The 21,543-nt window shown below is 59.0% G+C and carries 20 protein-coding genes; 9 read left to right on the forward strand and 11 right to left on the reverse strand.

Annotated features, from left to right (window positions below; all coding sequences use genetic code 11):
- Positions 1–43 precede the first annotated feature (43 nt).
- From ACQY5P_RS08555 to ACQY5P_RS08565, 3 genes are read right to left on the reverse strand one after another with little or no spacing between them, the layout of a single operon-like run.
- Positions 44–1,483, reverse strand: a complete 1,440-nt coding sequence (locus tag ACQY5P_RS08555) for an efflux transporter outer membrane subunit (protein WP_428410325.1) — start codon at positions 1,481–1,483, stop codon at positions 44–46.
- Positions 1,480–4,665, reverse strand: coding sequence for an efflux RND transporter permease subunit (locus ACQY5P_RS08560; protein ID WP_428410326.1), 3,186 nt, complete (start codon positions 4,663–4,665; stop codon positions 1,480–1,482). The genes ACQY5P_RS08555 and ACQY5P_RS08560 overlap by 4 nt, the downstream gene beginning before the upstream one ends.
- Positions 4,666–4,708: 43 nt before the next feature.
- Positions 4,709–5,893 carry an efflux RND transporter periplasmic adaptor subunit gene (locus ACQY5P_RS08565; RefSeq protein ID WP_428410327.1) on the reverse strand — a complete coding sequence of 395 codons (1,185 nt, stop codon included), beginning with the start codon at positions 5,891–5,893 and terminating at the stop codon, positions 4,709–4,711.
- 174 nt (positions 5,894–6,067) lie between these two features.
- Between ACQY5P_RS08565 and ACQY5P_RS08570 the strand changes: the two genes are divergently transcribed.
- On the forward strand, positions 6,068–6,652 hold the full coding sequence (locus ACQY5P_RS08570) for a TetR/AcrR family transcriptional regulator (protein ID WP_428410328.1): 585 nt from the start codon (positions 6,068–6,070) through the stop codon (positions 6,650–6,652).
- Positions 6,653–6,694: 42 nt separating this feature from the next.
- Here ACQY5P_RS08570 and ACQY5P_RS08575 read toward each other — a convergent pair whose 3' ends face one another.
- Entirely contained in the window at positions 6,695–8,944 is a 2,250-nt protein-coding gene (locus ACQY5P_RS08575; protein WP_428410329.1) for a PQQ-dependent dehydrogenase, methanol/ethanol family, read from the reverse strand.
- Positions 8,941–9,849, reverse strand: coding sequence for a hypothetical protein (locus tag ACQY5P_RS08580; RefSeq protein WP_428410330.1), 909 nt, complete (start codon positions 9,847–9,849; stop codon positions 8,941–8,943). The genes ACQY5P_RS08575 and ACQY5P_RS08580 overlap by 4 nt, the downstream gene beginning before the upstream one ends.
- A 184-nt stretch (positions 9,850–10,033) precedes the next feature.
- Here ACQY5P_RS08580 and ACQY5P_RS08585 point away from each other — a divergent pair, with 184 nt between their 5' ends.
- Both ACQY5P_RS08585 and ACQY5P_RS08590 read left to right on the forward strand, forming a co-directional pair.
- Positions 10,034–10,423: a nuclear transport factor 2 family protein gene (locus ACQY5P_RS08585; RefSeq protein WP_428410331.1), complete on the forward strand. Its 390-nt coding sequence runs from the start codon at positions 10,034–10,036 to the stop codon at positions 10,421–10,423.
- Positions 10,423–11,178, forward strand: a complete 756-nt coding sequence (locus tag ACQY5P_RS08590) for an SDR family oxidoreductase (protein WP_428410332.1) — start codon at positions 10,423–10,425, stop codon at positions 11,176–11,178. The genes ACQY5P_RS08585 and ACQY5P_RS08590 overlap by 1 nt, the downstream gene beginning before the upstream one ends.
- On the opposite strand, the gene ACQY5P_RS08595 is transcribed toward ACQY5P_RS08590, so the two are convergent.
- Complete coding sequence (locus ACQY5P_RS08595) at positions 11,175–12,662, reverse strand: aldehyde dehydrogenase (RefSeq protein ID WP_428410333.1); 1,488 nt, start codon at positions 12,660–12,662, stop codon at positions 11,175–11,177. The genes ACQY5P_RS08590 and ACQY5P_RS08595 overlap by 4 nt on opposite strands.
- 160 nt (positions 12,663–12,822) lie before the next feature.
- Here ACQY5P_RS08595 and ACQY5P_RS08600 point away from each other — a divergent pair, with 160 nt between their 5' ends.
- Positions 12,823–13,347 carry a MarR family winged helix-turn-helix transcriptional regulator gene (locus tag ACQY5P_RS08600; protein WP_428410334.1) on the forward strand — a complete coding sequence of 175 codons (525 nt, stop codon included), beginning with the start codon at positions 12,823–12,825 and terminating at the stop codon, positions 13,345–13,347.
- 3 nt (positions 13,348–13,350) lie between these two features.
- Here ACQY5P_RS08600 and ACQY5P_RS08605 read toward each other — a convergent pair whose 3' ends face one another.
- Together ACQY5P_RS08605 and ACQY5P_RS08610 are read right to left on the reverse strand one after the other, a co-directional pair.
- The gene (locus tag ACQY5P_RS08605; protein ID WP_428410335.1) at positions 13,351–13,863 is read right to left on the reverse strand and encodes a c-type cytochrome; all 513 of its coding nucleotides are present in this window, start codon (positions 13,861–13,863) and stop codon (positions 13,351–13,353) included.
- A complete protein-coding gene (locus tag ACQY5P_RS08610) occupies positions 13,860–15,431 on the reverse strand; it encodes an FAD-binding oxidoreductase (RefSeq protein ID WP_428410336.1) in 1,572 nt (523 codons plus the stop codon). Before ACQY5P_RS08610 ends, ACQY5P_RS08605 begins: the two co-directional genes overlap by 4 nt.
- Positions 15,432–15,623: 192 nt before the next feature.
- On the opposite strand from ACQY5P_RS08610, the gene ACQY5P_RS08615 reads away from it, so the two are divergent.
- The 3 genes from ACQY5P_RS08615 to ACQY5P_RS08625 are packed head-to-tail and all read left to right on the forward strand — an operon-like array spanning position 15,624 to position 17,462.
- Positions 15,624–15,983 carry a hypothetical protein gene (locus ACQY5P_RS08615; RefSeq protein WP_428410337.1) on the forward strand — a complete coding sequence of 120 codons (360 nt, stop codon included), beginning with the start codon at positions 15,624–15,626 and terminating at the stop codon, positions 15,981–15,983.
- 6 nt (positions 15,984–15,989) lie between these two features.
- Complete coding sequence (locus tag ACQY5P_RS08620) at positions 15,990–16,514, forward strand: DUF3237 domain-containing protein (RefSeq protein WP_428410338.1); 525 nt, start codon at positions 15,990–15,992, stop codon at positions 16,512–16,514.
- A 15-nt stretch (positions 16,515–16,529) separates the two neighbouring features.
- Complete coding sequence (locus ACQY5P_RS08625) at positions 16,530–17,462, forward strand: SDR family oxidoreductase (protein ID WP_428410339.1); 933 nt, start codon at positions 16,530–16,532, stop codon at positions 17,460–17,462.
- A gap of 2 nt (positions 17,463–17,464) precedes the next feature.
- On the opposite strand, the gene ACQY5P_RS08630 is transcribed toward ACQY5P_RS08625, so the two are convergent.
- On the reverse strand, positions 17,465–18,655 hold the full coding sequence (locus ACQY5P_RS08630) for an MFS transporter (RefSeq protein WP_428410340.1): 1,191 nt from the start codon (positions 18,653–18,655) through the stop codon (positions 17,465–17,467).
- Positions 18,656–18,681: 26 nt separating this feature from the next.
- Complete coding sequence (locus ACQY5P_RS08635; RefSeq protein ID WP_428410341.1) at positions 18,682–19,338, reverse strand: nuclear transport factor 2 family protein; 657 nt, start codon at positions 19,336–19,338, stop codon at positions 18,682–18,684.
- A 173-nt stretch (positions 19,339–19,511) separates the two neighbouring features.
- Between ACQY5P_RS08635 and ACQY5P_RS08640 the strand changes: the two genes are divergently transcribed.
- Positions 19,512–20,231 (forward strand): nuclear transport factor 2 family protein, encoded by a 720-nt coding sequence (locus ACQY5P_RS08640; RefSeq protein ID WP_428410342.1) that lies wholly within the window; start codon positions 19,512–19,514, stop codon positions 20,229–20,231.
- A gap of 62 nt (positions 20,232–20,293) precedes the next feature.
- Positions 20,294–20,623 (forward strand): c-type cytochrome, encoded by a 330-nt coding sequence (locus ACQY5P_RS08645; protein ID WP_428410343.1) that lies wholly within the window; start codon positions 20,294–20,296, stop codon positions 20,621–20,623.
- Positions 20,624–20,643: 20 nt separating this feature from the next.
- Here the strand turns inward: ACQY5P_RS08645 and ACQY5P_RS08650 are convergent, their stop codons facing one another.
- Complete coding sequence (locus ACQY5P_RS08650) at positions 20,644–21,543, reverse strand: VOC family protein (RefSeq protein WP_428410344.1); 900 nt, start codon at positions 21,541–21,543, stop codon at positions 20,644–20,646.

Below are 21,543 nucleotides of genomic sequence, written 5' to 3' on the forward strand. Positions count from 1 at the left end.
TTTTGTCCGAAAAACGGTCCCCGCTTTTCGGAATGCGCTCCGCCTATTCCACCACCGGAAAGCCGCCAAAGGCGCGGTAAAGATTGATGACATTGACGGCTTCTTCAAGCTTGACCAGCACCAGCTCCTGCCGCGTCGCATAATCAGCACGTTGGGCGTCGAGAACGGAGAAATAATCGTCAATACCATTACGGAACCGCGCATCGGCAAGCTCGAAAGTGCGTTCCGACGCGGCGGCGAGACCTTCGGTCGCCTCCAGCCGCTCGCCGATGGTGCGGCGTGTCGCCAGCGCATCGGCCACGTCGCGAAATGCCGCCTGCACCGCCCGTTCATATTCGCTGACGGCGATGTCGCGGTCGATCTTCGCGCCTTTGAGTTGCGCGAGATTGCGGCCCCCTGTGAAAATCGGCAGCGACACCGACGGCGCGAAGGACCAAACGCCCGTGCCGCCGCTAAAGAGATTGGAAAGTTCCGTGCTCGTGGTTCCAGCGCTCGCCGTCAACAAGATACGCGGGAAAAACGCAGCGCGCGCGGCGCCGATATTGGCGTTGGCGGCCATTAGCCGCCGCTCCGCCGACGAAACGTCGGGACGCATCAGCAGAATGTCAGAAGCCACATCGGCAAAATCTTCATTCAGCGCGACATTTTCAATCGCTGTCTCGTTCAAGTCTGGAAGCTGCGCCGTTCCAACAAGAAGACGCAGCGCATTTTCATCGCGGGCGATCTGCGCCTCTAGCGCTGCAGCGTCGGCGCGGGCGCGCAGCACGGATGTGTCAGCGCGCTGCACGTCAAGGTCATTGCCAATTCCGTTTGCAACCAGTTCACGCGTCAGCGACAGCGACGATTGCTGACTTTCCACAGTATCGCGCGCGATAGCCAGACGCTCGCGGTCGGCAAGAAGCTGGAGATAGGCTGTAGAGACTTCCGCGATCAACGAAATCTCGGCGGAACGGCGCGCGTCTTCGGTTGCGAAATAGGTTTCGAGAGCTTGACGGTTGAGGCTGCGCACACGGCCGAAAAGATCGAGCTCATAGGCGCTGAGACCAGCCTCGGCGGAATACTGTTCGAGAATAATGGGCTCGGTGCGCCCCCCGCCCGCGGCGCCCGGAACGCCGATAGCTGCGTTCTCCCCAACACGCTGGCGCAAATAGCCGCCTTCCGCTGCAATGGTCGGCAGGCTGTCGGCGCGCTGAATACGATAGAGCGCGCGGGCGCGATCCACATTCAGCATGGCGACGCGCAGATCGCGGTTGTTTTGCAGTGCGGTCTCTATAAGGCCGACAAGCACCGGATCGGCGATGACGCTGCGCCAATCGGCGATGCGCACAACATCTTCGGTTTCTTCAACTTCGGGAAAGCTCTCCGCCACGGGCGAAGCGGGTCTGTCATAGCCCGGCGCCATGGTGAGCGACGTACAGCCGCAGAGCATGGCCGCCATCGCCGCCGTCAATATGCGTTTGAGATCCGCCGTATAGAAGGTCATTCGGCCGGCTCCATGCCCGGTTTTACACCTTCCGTCCCAGCGGTTTTTGAAGCAGCCCCGCCGCCGAAGAGGCGGCGAACCAGAACGTAAAACAGCGGCGTGAAGAAAAGCCCGAGGAACGCCGCCGCCAGCATGCCGCCGAGAACAGCGGAGCCAATGGCGGTGCGGCCCGCCGCGCCGGCGCCGCTGGAAAGCACAAGCGGCGTAACGCCAAGACCGAAAGCGAAGGAGGTCATCAGGATGGGGCGCAGACGAACCCGCGCCGCTTCCATCGCAGCATCGAGCGCAGACTGTCCCTGCTTTTCCAGAAGACTTGCAAACTCGACAATGAGGATCGCGTTTTTGGCGGATAGACCAATCGTGGTCAGAAGCCCGACCTGAAAGAAAATGTCATTGGGCAGACCGCCGAACAATGCCGCCGCCGACGCGCCCATGACCCCGAGCGGCACGACCAGAAGCACGGAAATGGGAATGCTCCAGCTTTCGTAGAGCGCCGCAAGGCAGAGAAACACGACGAGAATCGACAAGGCGTAAAGCGTTGTAGTCTTAGAACCGCTTTCGATTTCCTCTTTCGACACGCCGGTCCACTCCATGCCTATGCCAGGCGGCAATTGCTCAACCAGGCGCTCTATGGTCGCCATCGCTTCGCCGGAAGTGACGCCCGGCGCCGCGGAGCCGAGAATCTCCACCGATGAAACGCCATTATAGCGCTCGAGTTTTGGCGATCCGATTGCCCATGAAAAATCTGCAAAAGAAGCGAAGGGAACCAGCTCGCCGCTGGCGTTCGGAATGCGCCAGAGTTTCAAATCTTCCGGCGAACTGCGATACTCTCCGTCCGCGGCGAGGTAGACGCGCTTGACCCGCCCCCGGTCGATGAAATCATTGACGTAAACGCCGCCCATGGCGGAGGCGAGCGTCGTGTTAATCGCGTTTAGATCAAGCCCCATCGCCTGCGCCTTGCGCTGGTCGATGTCGACTTGGAGCTGCGGCTCTTCGCTGAGACCGTTGGGACGCACCGCCATAAGCGTCGGTTCCTGCGAGGCTGCGCCGAGAAGCTGGTTGCGCGCAGCGATCAGGGCTTCACGCCCCACGCCGCCGCGGTCCTGAAGATAAAGGTCAAAGCCCCCTGCCTGACCGAGGCCCGGCACCGAAGGCGGACCGAAGGCGAAAACCTGCGCATCGCGGATTTGCGAGAACGCGGCCTGCGCCCGCTGCACCACCGCATCCTGACTTTGGTCGCTGCGTTTGCGTTCTTCCCAATCTTTCAGGGGCACAAATCCGATGCCGACATTCTGACCATTGCCGGCGAAGTTGAAGCCGGCGATGGTGAAATAGCCCCTGATTGTATCCTTCTCCTCTTCTTCTTCGCGCAGATGCGCCTTGACCTGATCGAGGACGGCAAGCGTGCGGTCGTAGGTAGCGCCGGCGGGTAGCTGAACCTGAAGGATCATCCGCGCCTGGTCTTCATTGGGCAGGAACGATCCCGGCAGCCGCATAAACATGAAGCCGGTGACTGCGGCTAGACCGAGGAAAAGCACGAAAAACCGGGTGGAACGATTGATGACGGCTCTGGTCCCGCGCAGATGCTGACGGGCGCCCTCTGCAAAGAAGGCGTTAAAGCCGCGCAATGGCGCCGAAAGCCGGTGAGCGAGAGTGCCGGGTTTCGGATCTTTTGACGGATCGCGCTTTTTTAAAATCGTTGCGCACAGCGCCGGGGTCAAAATCACGGCGGTCATCACCGACAACGCCATGGCCGTGACGATGGTGATCGAAAATTGACGATAGATGACGCCGGTCGTGCCGCCGAAAAAAGCCATGGGAATGAAAACGGCGGAAAGAACCGCGCCAATGCCCATCAAGGCGCCGGTGATTTCCGACATGGCCTTTTGCGTCGCCTCGCGCGGGGGCAGGCCTTCTTCCTCCATGATCCTGTCGACATTCTCGATAACGACGATGGCGTCATCCACAAGAAGACCGATGGCGAGAACCATGGCCAGCATGGTCAGCGTGTTGATTGAAAACCCAAAAGCGAGAAGCACCGCAAACGTTCCTAGCAACACCACGGGAACGGTGATCATGACGATCGCCGTCGCCCTGATATTTTGCAGGAACACAAACATGATGATGGAGACGAAAATCGCCGCTTCTACAAGTGTCTTAACGACTTCCTTGATGGACTCGCGAATGAACGGGCTCTCATCAACCGGATAAACGATGGACATATAGGACGGCAAAAAGGCGGAAAGCTCCTCGACTCTCTCCTTGACGGCGTTCGCTGTGCGCAGCGCATTGGCGCCCGGAGCAAGCTGGACGGCCATGCCGGACGCGGGCGTGCCTCTATATTCGGTAATTCGATTGTAGGCCTGGCTGCCGATTTCGACGCGGGCGACATCGTTTATCGTCACCTGAGACCCGTCTTCCAGCGTCCTGAGCGCAATCGTGCGGAACTCTTCCGGCGTTGTCATCAGAGATTGAACGGTGATCGTCGCATTCAACTGCTGGCCGACCATATGCGGTCCGCCGCCGAGTTCGCCCCCTGTCACTTGCGTATTCTGCGCGCGAATGGCGTTCACCACGTCCTGGGTCGAAAGCCCGTAATTGGCGAGCTGGAAAGGATCGACCCAGACGCGCATGGCGTATTGCGACCCGAAAAGCTGAGTCTGGCCGACGCCTGGGACGCGGCTGATAGGATCCTGCCAGTTCGATGCGAGGAAATCCGCGATGTCTTCCTCCGTCATCGTGCCGGAGTTATCCACCAGCGCCACAGCAAGAAGAAATCCGGCGCGCGCCTTGTTGACCGAAACGCCCTGGCGCTGCACTTCCTGCGGAAGAAGCGGCGTCGCCAGCGCCAGCTTGTTCTGCACCTGAACCTGAGCAATATCGGGATCCGTGCCTGACTCGAAAGTCAGGGTCATTGACATGGTTCCGTTCGAGCTCGACGTTGCGGAAATGTAGCGAAGGTTGTCTATGCCCTTCATCTGCTGTTCGATCACCTGCGTGACCGCATCTTCCACCGCCTTCGCGGAAGCGCCTTGATAGGTCGCGCTTAATGTCACCGCCGGCGGCGCGATATCCGGATATTGTTCAAGCGGAAGGTTCAACAGGCTGATGACGCCTGCGATCATTGTAATGATCGCAATAACGCATGCGAAAATCGGCCTGAAGATGAAAAAGTTCGCCACAGGGCATCTCTTTGCAAAACGCCGGAACCTGCCGGCGGCGTAATTATTTCATTCCTGAAGAGTTCGAGGCCGCCGCCGTTTTTGGCGAGCCGGCGTCTGTTGACACCGGAGTCACGGGCGCGCCGGGCCGAATGCGCTGAAAGCCCTCAACAACAATACGTTCTCCGGGCGCAAGCCCCGCAGCGATCAACCATTTGTCGCCCTCGGCCCGCTCCACATCGACTTGCCGCTCCTCAACGATGTTGTTTTCACCAAGCACATAAGCGATGCCAATACCGCGGGGATTGCGTGTAATCGCCTGCTGCGGAACAAGAATGGCGTCGTTGCGCCGGCCTTCCACGATCTCCGCCCGCACGAACATGCCTGGCAGCAACAACCCATCGGGGTTGGGAAACACTGCACGCAAGGTGACGGCGCCAGTTTGCGGCTCCACATTCACTTCCGCCAGCGCCAGATTTCCAGCTTCCTTATAAGCAACGCCGTCTTCCAATGTGAGATTGACGCGTAGCTGGTCGTTTCCGACGGTCTCTAGTTCGCCGCTCGCCATCTTGCGTTTAAGCCGCAGGAGTTCCGCGCTCGATTGCGCGACATCCACATAGATCGGATCGAGACCGTGGATGACCGCCAGCGCCTGCTCCTGGTTGGCGTTGACCAGCGCGCCGCTCGTGACGAGCGTGCGGCCGATGCGGCCGTCGATAGGAGCTTTGATGACAGTACGCTCAAGATCGATTTTGGCGCTATCAAGCGCGGCGCGGGCGAGCGCCACTTCCGCTTTCGCCTGTTTCGCCGCCGCTGACGCGTCGTCGTAATCCTGCTGACTGACACCGTTCATTTTCACGAGCTTCGCGAACCGCTCTTCCCGATTCTTCGCCGCCGCGGCCATGGCGACCGCCTTGTCGAGGGTCGCCGCGGCGCTGTCGGCGGCCGCCTGATACGGCGCCGAATCTATGACATAAAGCGGATCTCCTTCGCTCACGGCTGCGCCTTCCTCGAACTGGCGCTCGAGGATGATGCCGGAGACTTGGGGCCGCACTTCGGCGACGCGGTAAGCCGTCGTGCGGCCGGGCAGAGTGACCGAAAGATCGGCTGGCTGTGTTCTAACAGTCGCCACCACCACCTCTGGCGGAGGCGGGGCGCTGCTAACATTGTCACCCTTACCGCCGCACGCTGTCAGCGTTGCTGCGGCCATGAGCGGAACCAGCGTTTTTACAAATCGATCAGGCGACATAAGACTGCGCTTTCGGGCGGCTTAACTTGTTGCATACGCTTCCCATGCAATAGGAAAGCTGAGGGCTTGATTAGAATGAACGTTTGTTCTAAATGAATTGTTACACCCTCGAGGCCGGCAAGGCAAGAGAATTTGTGCGCCGCATCAAAACTGCTGGAAGGAAAATTAGAGTTAATGTCCGAGGCCCTCGCTAAAAACGCTGACGACCCCCGCGAACGGGTTCTACGCGCTGCTGAACGGAGCTTTGTGGCGAGCGGATTTCATGGCGCGCGCATGGCGCAGATCGCCAAAGAAGCCCAGATGAGCCCCGGTCACATTTATCACTATTTCGAGAGCAAAGAGCACATCATCGCGGAGATGATCCGGGCGCATTACGAGGAAAAGAAGATCACCGTCGAACGCTACCGGGACGCCGGCGAAAAAGTCGTCGAACTGATGATCGACAATCTGAGGGACAATGTCGCCTCAACCACAGACCCGTTCTGGTCCACGCTGATGCTTGAGATCGCGGCTGAGGCGACCCGTAATCCGGAAATAGCCAACTCCATCCGCAATATGGATAAGGAGCTGAAGACGCGGGTCATCTCCTATCTGAAGACAAGCATCGACAAGGATGACCTTGAGTCCCGACTCGAAGTTTTCGTGGCGCTGATGCAGGGCATCGGCATTCGAAACATTCTCAATCCCGATCTCGACAAGGAAGCCGTGATCCGGATCATTCAGGAAGTTGTTGAAGTTCTATTCCGCCGCAAAGACTAAGACACGCGTCCTCGCCTGGGTCCTAGCCGCAAAATCTCACAATCAAAAATTAGACAATAAAGCCGCGCTCGGCTGATCGAGCGGTAATCCCTCCTGCTGCAGTTCCAACTCCTCTTTGCGAACGCGGCGCTGTTCGGCGATCAGAAAGGCGTGGATCGCATCGGCGTCTTCCGGCGACATGAGATCGCCCCAGGCCGGCATGCCGTTGTCGACCAGAAGCCCCTCGAGAAGGATGTCGTTGAAAATTTCATGGGTCGATGGCGACATGCGCCGAAGATCAGGCGAGATGGACCGGTGCTGGTTGGAATGGCAGATGGCGCAATTGCCGTAAAAGAGCCCCCTTCCCTTTGCGATCATCTCTTCAGACGCATCCGCGAACAAATCTTCCGGCGCAGAAGGCGCAGGCTCGAGCGGCGGCAACAAATCTGGTTTCGGCGTTTCGCCGCCGCCCAGCTTGAACACCAGAATGCGCCCATCATTGCGGCGCTCATAGGCTGCGCCATAACGGGGAACATAAGGCCATCCCCCGCCGCCCCAGCCTGCCATCACGGCGATATACTGAACGCCGTCGACTTCATAGGTCATGGGCGCCGCGATGATGGTCGTTCCGGCGTCAATAGATTTCAGGCGCTCGCCGGTGGCGGCGTCGTAGACATTGAACCGGCCACCTGCTTCTCCGGCGAAAACGAGGCCGCCGGCTGTCGACATGACGCCGGAACGATCCTGCCAGCCGGCATAGGGCGCAGACCATACGGTTTCGCCGGTTAAGGGATCGATAGCGCGCAGTTCGGATTTCGCGGGGTTTTCTTCGACGCGGCTCCATTCCGGTAGCGCCTTCACCATCTCCTGAACGAAGGGCGGCAGCGCCGAGATCGTCACTGGGAGGTCTGCCCCGAACATGATCGAAGCGTCGCTATTGATCGCGCCTTTTCTGAAAGGCTTCTTGCCGGGCGTCGTCATCAAGAGATTGCCCATATCGAGGACGGCGCCATAGTAAAGGCCGGTTTCCGGACTGTATGAGAAAGGGTGCCAGTTGCTGGCGCCGGTTGTGCCCGGAAAAACGATCTTCGGCTCTACGGAATAATCGGCGTTTTCCGGCGTCAGAATCGGCCGGCCGGTTTCTTCATCAATGCCCGACGCCCAGTTCTGAAACACCAGTGAGTGTGCATCCAGAACTTTGCCGTCGCGACGATCGATCAGATACAAAAAGCCGTTCTTGGGCGCATGCAAAAGCACCGGCGTTTCGGCGCCGTCGATCTCAAGCTTTGCCAGCGTCATCGGCGCCGTCGCCGTGTAATCCCAGCTGTCGCCCGGCGTTTCCTGATAATGCCATTTCACCCGGCCCGTCGCTGGATCGAGCGCGACGATGGACGACAGATAAAGATTGTCGCCGCCAGACGGAGACCGTTTGGCAAGATGATAAGGCCCGCCATTGCCGGTGCCGATGTAAACGGAATTGAATTCCGGGTCGTATTGGATGGCGTCCCAGACGGTGCCGCCAAGCCCCACATCCCAGCGGCTGTCCGGATCCCAGGTGGCAAGCGCGTCTTCCAGTTCCGGATTTTCCTGGGGCCCAAGCTCCGGATCGCGCGGCACGGTGTAAAACCGCCAGCGCTCTTCGCCTGTCGACACGTCATAAGCGGTTACATAACCGCGCACGTCATATTCGGCGCCGCCATTGCCGATGATGACGACATCGCCCGCCACTTCCGGCGCGCCGGTGATATTCACGCCGCGGGTCGTATCTTCGGCTGTATCGGCCTTCCAGAGAATCTTCCCGGTCTTGAAATCGAGCGCATAAAGGACGCCATCCAGCGCGCCGACAAAAACCCGGCCGCGATCGACTGCGACGCCGCGATTGACCATATCGCAGCAGACGGTGCGGTTCACCTGCATGTCCACTTCAGGATCAAACCGCCAGATCAGTTCGCCGGTAACAGCGTCAAGCGCGACAACGCGGCCCGCCGTCGAGCTCGTCACCATGACGCCTTCTATCACAATGGGCGTCGCTTCCTGCCCCCTATTCGTATGTAAGGGAAAGTCCCAGGCGAAACCGAGCTGGGAGACATTTTCCTTGTTGATCCTATCGAGCCGCGAAAAATAAGTGCTCTCGATGTCGCCGCCGGAAAACGGCCAGTCCTCGCCCCCGCCAATTTCGTGCGCCGCCTTTGTTTCAGCCTGCGCCGCTTCAGCTTGAGCTGTCTCTGACGGCGCGTCACCATCCTTGTCCGAGCGGCCGCACGCGGAAGCCAGCAAAAGCGCTGCAGCAAAAATAATGACTTCAGATCTCATCGCGCATCCCAAGGGCTCGGCATTCTGTAGGGGACGTTGATGAAATTCGCCTCGATCTGGCAAATCTCGCCGTCGACAATCTTAAAAAGCTCTAGCAGATAAAAACTATGCGGCCGGCGGAAAGGCGAAACGAGCTTCGTTCCATCGGTCAATTCATACGCGCCAAGCTTGCCTGAATGATCGATGAAGCCGCCAGCGAGAACCAGTCCGCGCTCTTCGTCGATGAGCGGAAAGCGACGCCCCCTTAAAGCATCATCATAAAGATATTGGCCCAGTTTAAACTGGGCCTCGCAGCCCAGCGCAGCAATCGGATAATTCACCTTCTTCGCAAATTCCGGATTGTTCGTCGTCTGGACGCCGTTCTCCACGCGATTGCAGTCCGGATGAAATTTCGTGAAGATCTGGCCGTCATTGAGCTGCAGCGTGTCGAAATACCCGTCTGCTATGGAAATCATTCGTTCCCGCGGCACGCGCTTGTCGGCCGGCACAGTTTCGTTGAGGATGGGTTTGTCCCAGAATCCTTTATCCGCAAAAATGTCGAGGCCGCTAAAGGCGATCCGGACGACAATGGTCTCCACTTCCGAGATGCGCCCATCGCGATCGACTTTAAGGCGGAAGGCGAAAGCGGACGTTTCGTTTGTCTCTTCAACAGCGCCGAAATAGCCGACCTGACCGGTTTTTACATCGGCGAAACGGAGTTGGTAATCGCCAAGCCCGGTGATTGTCTGCCAGAGCCCATCGCCAACCTCAATCGCGACATTGTCCTCAGTGTTGAATACAAAATCCGCCCACGGAACGGCATGAGGATCGCGCCGAACAAGCGCAGCGAGATAGACATCGAGCGCGCCATAAAGGGTTTCGCGCGTATGCGGCGAAGGCGCAGCGTTTTCAACTTTTGCTCTCATCGAGCCACCTGCAAATCGCGCGCTGCGAGGAACGGCGACAGCGCCAGAGCCGGAACCTCCCTTTTAAAGGCCATCCTCTTCACAATTCCCGCCTCCCCTGGCCGGTATTCATTGTACCTTTGAGCAAAGATAGCCCATCGTTTCTGACCCCGCAATTTAGCGAAGCCTTTCTGGGAGAAGTGGAATGCCGCGATCAGAGGAAGAGCAGAAAAATCTCGATTTCGTCCTCGCCATGTATCGCGACGTCCTGATCGCCATGAATCCGGACGCGGTCGACCTCTATATCTCGCCCGATTATGTACAGCACTCTTCTCTTGCGCCGCCCGGAGTCGATGCGCTGAAAGACTTTCTCGTCAAGATACGGGCAGAATCTCCGGACGCAGAGCAGACCGTGACGCGGGCTTTCGCAGATGGCGACTATGTCATCACCCATGTCCACGTCAAACGGTGGCCGGGCGATCCCGGCCTCGCCGTTGCAGACATCTTCCGGCTTGAGGCCGGCATGATCGTCGAACACTGGGACGTCATTCAGGAAATCCCTGCAGAGCCCGTCAACCCGAATCCGATGGTGTGATGATGACCAAAGACAGATTTTCCGGCAAACACGTCTTCATTTTCGGCGGCAATAGCGGCATCGGCCTCGCCGCGGCGGAAGGCTTCGCCGCCGAAGGCGCGGCGCTTTCGCTGACAGGCCGCAGCAAAGAGACGCTAAACAAAGCTGCAGCGAAAACCGGCGCGCTCGCGCTTCAAAGCGACATGGCGGACCCGGCGGCGAGCGCCGCGGCGATAAACACCGCGGTTGAAAAGAATGGCCCAATCGATGTTCTTTTCGTCAACGCCGGCGTCGGCGGCTTCGCGCCTATAGGAGACGTCACCGAAGAATTTTGGGACAACGTTCACGACGTGAATTTGAAGGGCGCTTTTTTCGCGGGAAAGGCCGCCCTTCCCCATCTGCGCGACGGCGGCGCAGTTGTTTTTACCGGCTCTGTGGGGTCCCAGCTCGCACTGCCGGGCAACGCCGTTTACGCCGCCGCCAAGGCTGGCTTGCGCGCCATGGCGCGCACCTTCGCCGCCGAGCTTGCGCCGCGAAAGATCCGCGTCAATGTGGTCAGTCCCGGCCCAACGGAAACGCCGTTGTTTTACCGCAACCCCGGCATCACCGATGACGCTGTCGACGCTTTGCGCGCACAGATGCGCGAGGCGGTGCCGTTAAAGCGCATTGGCGAACCGGCCGAGGTCGCCCGCGCGGTTCTTTTTCTTAGCTCCGATGAAGCAAGCTTCATCACCGGCGTCGATCTCTTTGTCGACGGCGGCTCGGTGGAGCTTTAACCGGCGAACTGTGACGGCTTTCCGTCAAGAAGGATTGTTTTCGTCTCAAGATAGGCGGCAAGTCCTTCGACGCCGCCTTCCCGTCCGATCCCTGACTGTTTGAAGCCGCCGAAAGGCAGCGCAAAGTCGGCGCGCATGCCGTTCTGCGCGACGCCGCCCGACCGCATCCGCCGCGCGATTTTGTAAGCGGCTTCGTGATCATGAGTGAGCACAGACCCGTTAAGGCCGTAATTCGACTCATTAGCGATGCGGATCGCGTCCTCTTCATCTTCGCAAGGAATAAGACTCAGGACAGGCCCGAAAATTTCCTCCTGTGCAATGACCGAGGTATTATCGACATTGGCGAACAAGGTGGGTTCGATGAAGAACCCACGATTCAAGTGGCTTGGACGCCCGCCCCCGGTGACGAGCTCCGCCGTCTGCTTCCCCTTTTCGATATAGCCTTCCACGCGGTCGCGCTGGCGCGCCATGGCGAGCGGCCCGAGCTGCGTGTCCGGCGCATCGCTGTAGCCAATTTTGACCTTCTTCATTTCGTTAGCGATCGCGTCTGCGAGTTCGTCATGACGCGTGCGCGGCACGATGGCGCGGCTCAACATGGCGCAAACCTGGCCGCTGAAAATCGTGATGGTCGAGGTCAAGAGCTTTGCCGCCTCCGCCGTCGCGAAATCGTCGCGAATGATCGCAGCGGACTTGCCCCCAAGCTCCAGCGTGCAGCGCGCAATACGCTCGCCGCAAACGCTGGCGATGCGTTTTCCAGCGAGAGTGGAGCCCGTGAAGCTCACCTTGTCGACGCCGTGATTGCAAACAAGATGATCCGAAGCAGCGCGGTCGCCGCAAACGAGGTTGACGACGCCCGGCGGCAGGCCGATCTCTTCGGCCGCCTCGGCGATGATGTAAGCTTCGAGCGGCGTTTCGGGAGACGGCTTCATGATCACGGTGCAACCGGCGGAAAGCGCCGCGACGACCTTGCTCAGCATGATGGTGTAAGGCGCATTCCATGGCGCGATCGCGGCGACGACGCCGACAGGCTCGCGCACGACAATCGCCGTGTCGGCGGCGTTCGTGTCGGCGCGTTTTTCGAATTCATACGCTTCCGTTACCGCCGCCATGTGCTGCACCGACGCTGCGCCGCCGCCGACAATAAAAGGGGCCGCAACGCTCAGCATGCCCACCTGCGCGGTCCACGCCTTGGCGATCTCGCCTTCCCGCTTTTTCAGGGCGTCGGCAAGGCGGTAGAGATAATTTGCGCGCTCGGCGGGCGGCGTCGTCGGCCAGGGGCCATCATCGAAGGCTTTGCGCGCCGACTCGACGGCGCAATCCATATCGGCCTCCACCGCTTCGGCGACGCGGCCTACTGGCTGCTCTGTATTAGGATCGATCAACGTGAATGTCTTATCCGTCGAAGGCTTGGCCCACGCACCGCCAATAAAAATCTTGTCCGGATTCTTGATCGACACGCCTTCGGGCAAGAGCATTTCCGGCATAAGCGGCTCCCTTTTGCGGCGTTTCGCGAAGAGGACCTCGCCGCTTGTAAGTGACGACACATATAAAGCTGAAAATGCTTCATTTGCACATGCTTTAAAATGCGATACTAACGATCGTTACAAAGATAGGCGTTCGCGTCAATAAGAGACGAAACACCACATGAATAAAGCTTCGCTTCAGCCAGCCCGGCGCCGAACCGCAAACGCCAACATCGAACCGCTCGATGTCCTTCATCGCCTGTTAAAGCTCGGCAACCGATTGGGCGCGCCTTTCTCCGAGCACCTCGAAAAGCGCCACCGGGTCACCATGAACGAATTTCGGGTCATCATGCTGATTGGGCGCCTCGGCAAGGCGGCGTCTCACGAAATCGCCGAGATTTCCGGCGTCACCACCATGAGCGTCAGCCGCGCCGTGACATCGCTTGAGCGCAAGGGCCGCATCGCCTGTAAGGTCGACCCCCAGAACCGCCGCCGGAAAATCCTTCGCCTCACAAAAGAAGGCGAGCGCCTTTACCAAAAAATGCTGCCCACCGCCGACAATGTGGCGACGTATCTGTTCAACTCATTACAGCCCGAAGAAGTTCGGGCCTTTGACAGCATTATGGCAAAGCTGATCGACAGCCTCGACGCGCGCGATGCCGATGGCCGCTCAGTCTTCATCGAAAAGACGCGACCTGAAAACTGACTGTTACTCTGCAGAGGAATTATTGCGCGTCAGATACTCGGCGATCAGTTCCAATTCGGCGTCGCTGACTTCAACCCGCGTCAGCGCCGGCATAGTGTTGAGACCATGCCGAACCACGGTCTTCACATAATCTTCCGTCAGATCGGTCCGGTTTGCGAGGAGCGCTTCTTCCGGCCCCAGACGGCGCGAAAGCGTGATGGTGCCGGGCCCTAGCTGGATGTGGCAATATTGACAGCGCGCCAGGTAAACCGATTCCGGATCGCCTTCGGCGGCGCGAACGAACACGCCCGCCGCCTGCTCCGCCGCGGCGCCTTGCGACGACGCTTTGGTTAGCTCGGCCCCATGCGCCGCTTCGGCGGATGTCGGCGCAGCCGTTTCTTCCGTCGCACCCACACTCTCCGCAGGCGCCGCTGTTTCCGGCGTCTCAATGGCAGGTTCGGATGCTTCCTTTTTGCCGCAGGCGGAAAGCACGAGAATGGCGAAACCAATGAAGGGAATGAAAGCGTTTCGGGTCATCCTTTCCTCCCTTCGCGCAGGCGCGCCGGCCAGACGCCGTTTCGTCCCGGAGCGATCACACCATTCGGATCGAGCGCATCTTTCACCTTCTCATTAAGGCGCATGAGCGCGTGATCATTGAAGTCATAGGTGTCAGCCACCGCGTCCATATAGTCGATATGCGTGCGATACTCGCCATAGCCTTCCTCGCGAGCGTCCGCGATCATCTGTGTGAAGAGGGCCTTGGTGCGCCGAACCATGTCGGCGTCGTCACGATTGTATAGGATCATGTTCACATTAGCGATGTGCCTGTGGCCGACTGTGAAACTCGAATAATAATCGAGACCGGCCTCCTCGAAGCGTCGCTTGCGGCGTAAAAAGGCGTCATAGGCGAGTTCGCCGGACGGCGGCAGGACCGGCGAAAACCCGACATGTCCGCCGCGGCCGCCCATCCAATTGACGACATTGAGCGGCAACACCATGGGGACGCCAACGGAAATGCTGAACGGCTCGCGCGGTTCGCCCTTGCGCCAGTGACGCCACTCCAGCGCCTTGCCAAGGCGCGGCTCGAACGCCTCGCTGACGATTTTCTTCTTCGCCTCGACGAGGCTTCCATCACCGAAGAGCGAGAGATGAAACGTCCACCACCCCACATTATAGGTTTGCTGGATCTTCTCAGCGACCTCATCGGGCAGCGGCCCGTCGCCCTCATACCAGTCGGCGCGAGTCGTAAAAGCCGAGGCGTCATGGAGATAATTCCCGAACACAACATTATGCTCGATAATGCCGCGCAGCCTTAAATCGGCGAGAATATCCATCGCCCATTTGATGTCTTCCATCTGCGGCAGGTTGACCTGCGCATGGGCGGTCATCTCGGGCTCCGGCATCATCCACACATTCGCTTTGGTGACGACGCCGAGGTTGGATTGAACAAACATCTGGTCCCAGCTCGGACCGAAACTGTAAGGATAATGCGCCCAGGATTTGTTTCCCGCCATGGCGCCCATGCCCGTGCGGACGATCTCGCCCGTCGGCGTCACGACTTCGAGTCCGCACAGCTTTGTCGTGTTGTCGCCATAGGGCGTATAACCAATGCCGCGCTCCAGCGCATTGCCGATCACTGAGCCCCAGCCATTGGCGGGCGCCGACATCCAGAGGGGAATATTGTTGTTCGTCAAATGCTCATGGAACTGATAGAAGCCGACGCCGGGCTCGAGCGTCGCGTAGGCGTAGCGCTCATTCACCTCGAGGATCTTGTTCATGCGCGTCATGTCGAGCACCGCGGTCCCCGCAAGCACTGGCGACGCGGCGCCGTAGCCTAAATTCTTGCCGCGCGCGACAGGCCACAGGGGAAGTTTGTGCTCATTGGCGATGCGCACAATCGCTTGCACGTCTTCAACGCTTTCGGGCGCCAGCGCCGCCGAGGCGGCATGGTCGAGCCCGTCGCCCAGGGCGTAGGGGTCGAGATAGGTGTCGCGATCAAGGTCTGTGTCGAAAATCTTTTCCTCGCCGATGGCGCCGCGCAGCGCATTTATCGCCTTGTCATAAGCGGCGGCATCCAGCCCCGGCGGAAGGGTTCTCATCGCCATCCCAGCTCCGTTCCGACGCAGAAAGCCAAGCTGCTCTCTCCGCCTCTTCACATTTCATCCCTTGTCACATCATAACGGGCGTTACGATTGAAACAACCATGGGTTTGCGCATAAGCTGGCGAATAAACGCGCCGCCTTTCGGCGAAAAGGGAAATCGGGACAGGAAGCATGATTATGCCGCGAGGGCCGACCATGAAACGAAGAGAGCTTCTCGCTTGCAGCGCAGCGGCGTTGTCGTTTGGCCCGATCGCGACAGCCAACACTGTTTCCCGCGAGCCAATCCTATACGTCTACTCGTCTGATATTCCGCAGGCGCGTTGGCTGGCGCAAAAATCCACGCAGAGCAGTAAAAGCCTTATCGCTTTAAAGGGTGATCTGATGGCGTTGTGGAAAACAACCCTCAACCGCCGCCACGGTCCGCTTCATGGGGTTACAAGCTGGAGCGATTATGTGCTCTTGCGAGGCCTTGCGGAAGAGCACGGGCTGCGGTTACGCGAGGAGATGCAGCTTCAGGCCGAGGGAAAGACGCTGTTCCGCTGGGTGATGGCTTAGAGCGACATGACGGAAATCCCGAACATTCCCCTTGACGGCAGTTCGTCGGCGGACGCGCCCAAACTCGAATTCGTATTCGAGGTCGAAATCAACTTCGCGCGCTATGATTCCATCCCGGACATGCCAAGCGGCGCTGGGCGCGGCTTCGTCTATATCGAAAGCGGCGTCGTGAAAGGGCCAAAGCTCAACGGGATTGTTTTGCCCGGCAGCGGCGGCGACTGGGCGCTGTTTCGCCCCGATGACGTGCTCGCCAGCGATGCGCGCTATATGTTGCAAGCCGAGGACGGAACGAAAATCCTCATGCACAATCGCGGCTTTTTGTGGGGGCGGAAACCGGATACGTTAAGCCGCATGCAAGATTGGATGTTCCGCGACGGTCCGGAAGTGCCGTTCGAAGAATTCTACCTGCGGTCGTCGCCCGTCTTCGAAACGGAAAAAGGGCCGCATGAATGGCTCATGCGCCATGTCTTCATCGGCATCGGCCGGCGCCGCAAAGACGGCAACACCATCCGCTACTACGCGCTGCTGTAGCTCTCGGAGAAACGCATGACCAGAATCGTCATCACCGGCGCGTCGGGCCAATATGGCCGAATGGCGACAGACAAATTGATCGCCAAGGGTCACGGCCAAGATCTTATTCTGATCACCCGCACCCCAACAAAGCTTGCGGATCGCGAACGCCAGGGCTGCGAGGTGCGCTATGGCGATTTCGACAAACCGGAAACCCTCGCCGGCGCCGTCAAGGGCGCGGATAAAATGCTGCTGATTTCCGGCACGCGGGTTGGCGCGCGCATCCCGCAGCATAAAGCGGCGATCGACGCCGCCGTCGCGGCCGGCGTCAAACACATTGTTTATACGAGCTTTGTGAATGTCGAAGAAAGCAATCCTGCCATTGTCGCTATCGACCACCGCGAAACGGAAAACCTGATCAAAAAAAGCGGTTGCGCCTTTACGTTCTTGCGCGACGCCCATTACGCCGACGCCATGATCCTCAACGCTGGCCCCGGATTTATCGCCTCAGGCATATGGATGACGAGCACAAAAGGCGGGCGCGAGGCCATGGTCTGGCGCGAGGATTGCGTCGATTGCGCCGTCGCGGTGCTCACGCAGGAAGGCCATGAAAACAAAGCCTATCCCATTACCGGCCCTAACAGCGAAAATTTCGAAGAAATCGCTGTGATGTTGAGCGAAGCCGCCGGCAAGACCGTGAAGCTTGTGGAAACCGACGATGAGGGAATGTACGCCCATTTCGATGCGCTCGGCATACCGCGCGAGCCTGTCGACGATCAAAGCGTTGCCAGCATTCCCTGGAACTCGGACGATATGGTGAGTTTCGAGCGCGCCATTCGCGAAGGCGCCCTCGATATCTGCACGGACGATGTGGAGAAGCTGACGGGACGCAAGGCCCGATCAGTGCGCGAGTTGATCGAGGCGAATGCAGACTTCCTGCGCCAGGCCGCAAAAGACAGCGGCGCTTAAGGTTACGCGGCGTCCGCTTTTTTGACCCGAGGACTGAGCGCCGCAAGCGCCATGCAGGCGAGAAGCGGCGCGGCGCATATCAAGAGAAACGATTGCGGCGAATATTCCTGTTCGACGAGCCTCCCGCCCACTAAAGGCCCTGCGATAGCGCCAAGCCGCCCGACTGCAACCGCGAGCCCGATCGCGGCCGAGTAAACATGCGCCGGATAAAACGAGGAACTGAGCGCCATGATCGCCAAGGGCGCGCCGGAGGCGCCCGCGCCAATGACTGCCAGCAACCCGGCCCAGATCAAGGCGCTGGCGCCCGCCCCGCCGGTCCCGACAAAGGCGGTAATCGCCAGTCCATAAGCGACCATAAATGCAAGGACGCCGCGGCCGCGATCGATAAACCAAGAAATCAGGAGACCGCCAACCAATCCGCCGCCCTGAAAAAAGGCGGTCAATTGCGATGAAGCCTCAAGGGAAAGCTTCGCCGTAGTAAGCAAATGCGGCAGCCAGCTAACGATCATGTAAAGCACAAAAACATTCAGCGTATAAAATGCAACGAATAATGCCGTCGCTGGAAAATATCGTGCGCTTAAGGGCGCCAGGATGGAGCCCCGCGTCGCCGCCACGCTTTCCGCTTTTTCCGTCGCCGCCTCGCTGGCGGGCATGACGAAGAACAAAACAGCAGCCAGCAGTAAAATAAAAACGCCGGCCCCGTGAAAGATCAGCTGCCAGCCGCCCAGCCGCACCAACAACGGCGTAATCAGCCCGGCGGTTATGGCGCCAATGGAAATCCCGGCAGAAATGAGCGCAATCGTCGCCGCCCGGCGTTGCGGCGCAGCGACTTCCGCTGTCGCCGCCGTGACATTCGGGAGGCAGGCGCCGAGCGCGGCGCCCGTCAAAAAGCGCCAAATGACAAATTCGGATATAGTCGATGAAAAAGCCGTGCCGATCGTCGCGGCCGCGATGAGCAGCAACGATCCTACAATCAGCACCCGCCGCCCGAAGCGATCGCCAAGCGGACCGATCAACAGCGCGCCGGCGCCAAGCCCCACGAGCACCGCTGACAAGGCGCCGCTGAACGCACTCGGCGCGATGTCCATCTCTTTAACAATATAAGGGAGACTTAGCGGCAGCGCCGCCAGATCATAGCCGTCGATCATCATTACCATGAAGAACAGCGGCAATATCAGTCGCGCCCGGCCCATCCTCGTCCCTCCGTTGCTCAACTTGTTCAGACAGGCCCTTTATTCGGCCGGCCTGATACAGGATTTGGATAATGATACGGCGGAATGAAGACTTCCGGCCAAGCCTCATACTCAACGGTAGGCGGCGCGTCGGGCTCCAGCCCTTTAAAGGAACGCAGGAGTTTGACGCCGCCCTTGTCCCAGCCTTTGTCATATTCAGAGTAGAAAGTGATGAAGCCATGCAGCTTCGCGATGCGCCAGATGCCTTGCGTCTTCACATATTCATTTTCGTAAGTCGCCTCGCCCCAGCGCGCTTCAACGCCGAGCGTCGCAATCTGGATAAAGGTGCGCCAGCGGCCTTTCGCGCGCGCCGCCTCGGCGTCAATCGTAATGACCGGCTGCAATTGCATATGATTGAAAAGGACGCCGCGCTGATATTTGGGGAAATTGTTCATATATTCGCGGACACGCGCCTGCCCCTTGTAAACGCCGCGGCCGGCGATTTCGAGGGCGCCGTCCTCGGCGAAAAGGTCGGCGGCGTCGTTCCACTGCCCTTTATCTACATAATAGCCATAAACGCGCTGGAGGTTGCAGATCGCGATATAGTCCTCTGCAAGGCCCGCCTTCTTTGAAAGGCCGTCCACCTTTTCCTTGAGAGCCTCAACTTCGCGTTGCAGCGCGGCGATCAGTTCGTCGCTGGACATCGCATTTCCTCCCTTTTGCAGCATTCTTGCCGGCTGCCGAGCTTGTGTGAAATCAGTCCGCCAAGCAAGCGGCGAACAGAATCCACTTCGCTCTCAGTTTTGAATAAAAGGACTTATAGGCTGAAAATAGAAGCGGGAGCGTCTCATGCGTTCCAAAAAAGCGAGACTTTCAAATGACGAACACGGATGATATCGCCGCTCTGAAACAGGAAGTAACAGAACTGCGCAATGAAGTCGGGTTGTTGAAAGACCGTAACGAAATTTGCGCGCTGCAATATAAATATGGCTACTATCTCGATAAATGCCTTTACGATGAGGTTGTCGATCTCTTCGCCGAAGATGGCGTCGCCACATTTCTGAACGGCGTTTACCGCGGCAAGGAAAGCATCCGCCGCCTCATGTGTGGCTGGTTTCGCGAGCTATTCACGCAAGGCCATAACGGCCCTGTCTATGGCTTTTTCCTCGATCATCTCCTGCTCCAGGATATCATCACCGTCGCGCCGGACCGGCAGACGGCGAAAGGCCGCTTCCGCTGTCTCATGCTTGCGGGCACACACGAAAGCCGGCCGCAAGTGCCGGGCATGCCCCGCGCCTGCTGGGAAGCCGGCATTTACGAACATACTTATGTTCGCGAAAACGGCGTCTGGAAAATCGGCGTTTATGACTATTCCCTGCTTTGGCAGGCCGATTATCAGCGGGGGTGGTCGGTCGGCGGCGCGCTCCTGCCGCCGCTGACGAAAATCTATCCGGAAGACCCGAACGGCCCCGACGAGTTGCTTCCGTCGATGCCGCCGGTCTGGCCGGAAACGCGCGTGGTGCCGTTTCATTATCCGCACCCCGTCACCGGCGCCGAATGGACGGGCGATCCCGTCGGGAAACATCTCAAGCCTTAAAACCCAAGCGCTTCACCGCATCAACAATTTGAAATAGGGTGGAAAAGTCGGAGGGGATCCTGATGCGCTTCTTTACAGAAAAACTCGCCGCTACGCTCTTGGCCGCGTTCGCAATGGCGGCGTCCAGCGCACAAGCTGCAGAGGCGGAAGGCGACCCTGATCTCGGCCGGAACCTGTTTCAGGTCTGGTCCTGTGGCGCATGTCACATTCTGGCGGACGCCGGCGGCGCGGGCCAGATCGGCCCCTCGCTCGACGGCAATCCGAATATTTCCTTCGATTATCTAGTAAGCCGGATTTCAAATGGCGGCGGCGCCATGCCGCCCTTCGCGGGCCAGTTGACGAATGAAGAGATCGCAAGCCTAGCCGCCTATATCCTAAACGTCGCGGAATAGCCGGCGTTTGCACCCAATCACTATTGAGTTTTTTCGGCGCCGCCGATTTGCGCGAAGTAATTGGTCACCCCGTCCGGGTCGTTAAGCCACACAAAACGCAGATTAAAACCGGGCAGATTACCGAGCGGCGTTTCGACCGTGATATGACGCGCCGCAGCGTTAGCGTCGACGGCGTTCACATCGCTGACGACATATTGAATGCCGGCGCTTCCCGTATCCGCCGGAAGATCGCGACCGACGGACCAAAGGTTGATTGTGGTGGCGCCATGCCGATAGGGGTGCTTCGTCACGCCCAGCAGTTCATCTTTCACAGGCGGTAACTCATCGAGCCCTACGAAGTCACGGTAAAAGGCGCGGCTCTCCTCAAGATCGGAAGCATTGACGCCGACTTCGACCCTTTCAAATAGCTCCGGCGGCGCACCGGGCGATATCACAAGCTCGATGGAAAACCCGCCAGGATCCTGAACCAGCGCCGCGCGGGCGCCGTCTCCCCTGTCGGCGAAGTCCGGCGCCGCAAGCCCGTGCGCCTCGAACCTCTCTCCAAGCGCCGCTTCATCAGGATAAAATAACGTGAAGAGACGAATGCCCGTCGCCTCATTCACATCGCCTAGATGATACTGGCGATCTTCTTTCAGGCCGGCGGCAAGCTTAATCTGGCCGCCGCCGATTCCGAACAGGATCATGGTCTGCCCGCCGCCGAGATCGATAGGCTGCAACGGCGTCAGCCCCAGCACTTCGTCGTAGAATTCGACCATCGCCGCGGTCTGCTCCGGCTCAAAACGCCGGTAGACATTCATGGAATGCTGCGTAATGAGCGCGCGCACGGAACCCATAGTTTCCGTCGGCGCTTCCTCGGCGAAAGCTGCCGGCGCCGTCAGGAGAAATCCAGCCGACAATAGTGATGCAAGATATTTGTCCAT

This window comes from Hyphococcus sp., assembly GCF_965267305.1.
Classification (GTDB): domain Bacteria; phylum Pseudomonadota; class Alphaproteobacteria; order Caulobacterales; family Parvularculaceae; genus Hyphococcus.

Bases quoted from the DNA above. Each gene is read 5' to 3' on its own strand.
- ACQY5P_RS08555 (WP_428410325.1), bottom strand. From the start codon at position 1,483: ATGACCTTCTATACGGCGGATCTCAAACGCATATTGACGGCGGCGATG.
- ACQY5P_RS08565 (WP_428410327.1), bottom strand. From the start codon at position 5,893: ATGTCGCCTGATCGATTTGTAAAAACGCTGGTTCCGCTCATGGCCGCA.
- ACQY5P_RS08570 (WP_428410328.1), top strand. From the start codon at position 6,068: ATGTCCGAGGCCCTCGCTAAAAACGCTGACGACCCCCGCGAACGGGTT.
- ACQY5P_RS08575 (WP_428410329.1), bottom strand. From the start codon at position 8,944: ATGAGATCTGAAGTCATTATTTTTGCTGCAGCGCTTTTGCTGGCTTCC.
- ACQY5P_RS08580 (WP_428410330.1), bottom strand. From the start codon at position 9,849: ATGAGAGCAAAAGTTGAAAACGCTGCGCCTTCGCCGCATACGCGCGAA.
- ACQY5P_RS08585 (WP_428410331.1), top strand. From the start codon at position 10,034: ATGCCGCGATCAGAGGAAGAGCAGAAAAATCTCGATTTCGTCCTCGCC.
- ACQY5P_RS08590 (WP_428410332.1), top strand. From the start codon at position 10,423: ATGATGACCAAAGACAGATTTTCCGGCAAACACGTCTTCATTTTCGGC.
- ACQY5P_RS08595 (WP_428410333.1), bottom strand. From the start codon at position 12,662: ATGCCGGAAATGCTCTTGCCCGAAGGCGTGTCGATCAAGAATCCGGAC.
- ACQY5P_RS08600 (WP_428410334.1), top strand. From the start codon at position 12,823: ATGAATAAAGCTTCGCTTCAGCCAGCCCGGCGCCGAACCGCAAACGCC.
- ACQY5P_RS08605 (WP_428410335.1), bottom strand. From the start codon at position 13,863: ATGACCCGAAACGCTTTCATTCCCTTCATTGGTTTCGCCATTCTCGTG.
- ACQY5P_RS08610 (WP_428410336.1), bottom strand. From the start codon at position 15,431: ATGGCGATGAGAACCCTTCCGCCGGGGCTGGATGCCGCCGCTTATGAC.
- ACQY5P_RS08615 (WP_428410337.1), top strand. From the start codon at position 15,624: ATGAAACGAAGAGAGCTTCTCGCTTGCAGCGCAGCGGCGTTGTCGTTT.
- ACQY5P_RS08620 (WP_428410338.1), top strand. From the start codon at position 15,990: ATGACGGAAATCCCGAACATTCCCCTTGACGGCAGTTCGTCGGCGGAC.
- ACQY5P_RS08625 (WP_428410339.1), top strand. From the start codon at position 16,530: ATGACCAGAATCGTCATCACCGGCGCGTCGGGCCAATATGGCCGAATG.
- ACQY5P_RS08630 (WP_428410340.1), bottom strand. From the start codon at position 18,655: ATGGGCCGGGCGCGACTGATATTGCCGCTGTTCTTCATGGTAATGATG.
- ACQY5P_RS08635 (WP_428410341.1), bottom strand. From the start codon at position 19,338: ATGTCCAGCGACGAACTGATCGCCGCGCTGCAACGCGAAGTTGAGGCT.
- ACQY5P_RS08640 (WP_428410342.1), top strand. From the start codon at position 19,512: ATGACGAACACGGATGATATCGCCGCTCTGAAACAGGAAGTAACAGAA.
- ACQY5P_RS08645 (WP_428410343.1), top strand. From the start codon at position 20,294: ATGCGCTTCTTTACAGAAAAACTCGCCGCTACGCTCTTGGCCGCGTTC.
- ACQY5P_RS08650 (WP_428410344.1), bottom strand. From the start codon at position 21,543: ATGGACAAATATCTTGCATCACTATTGTCGGCTGGATTTCTCCTGACG.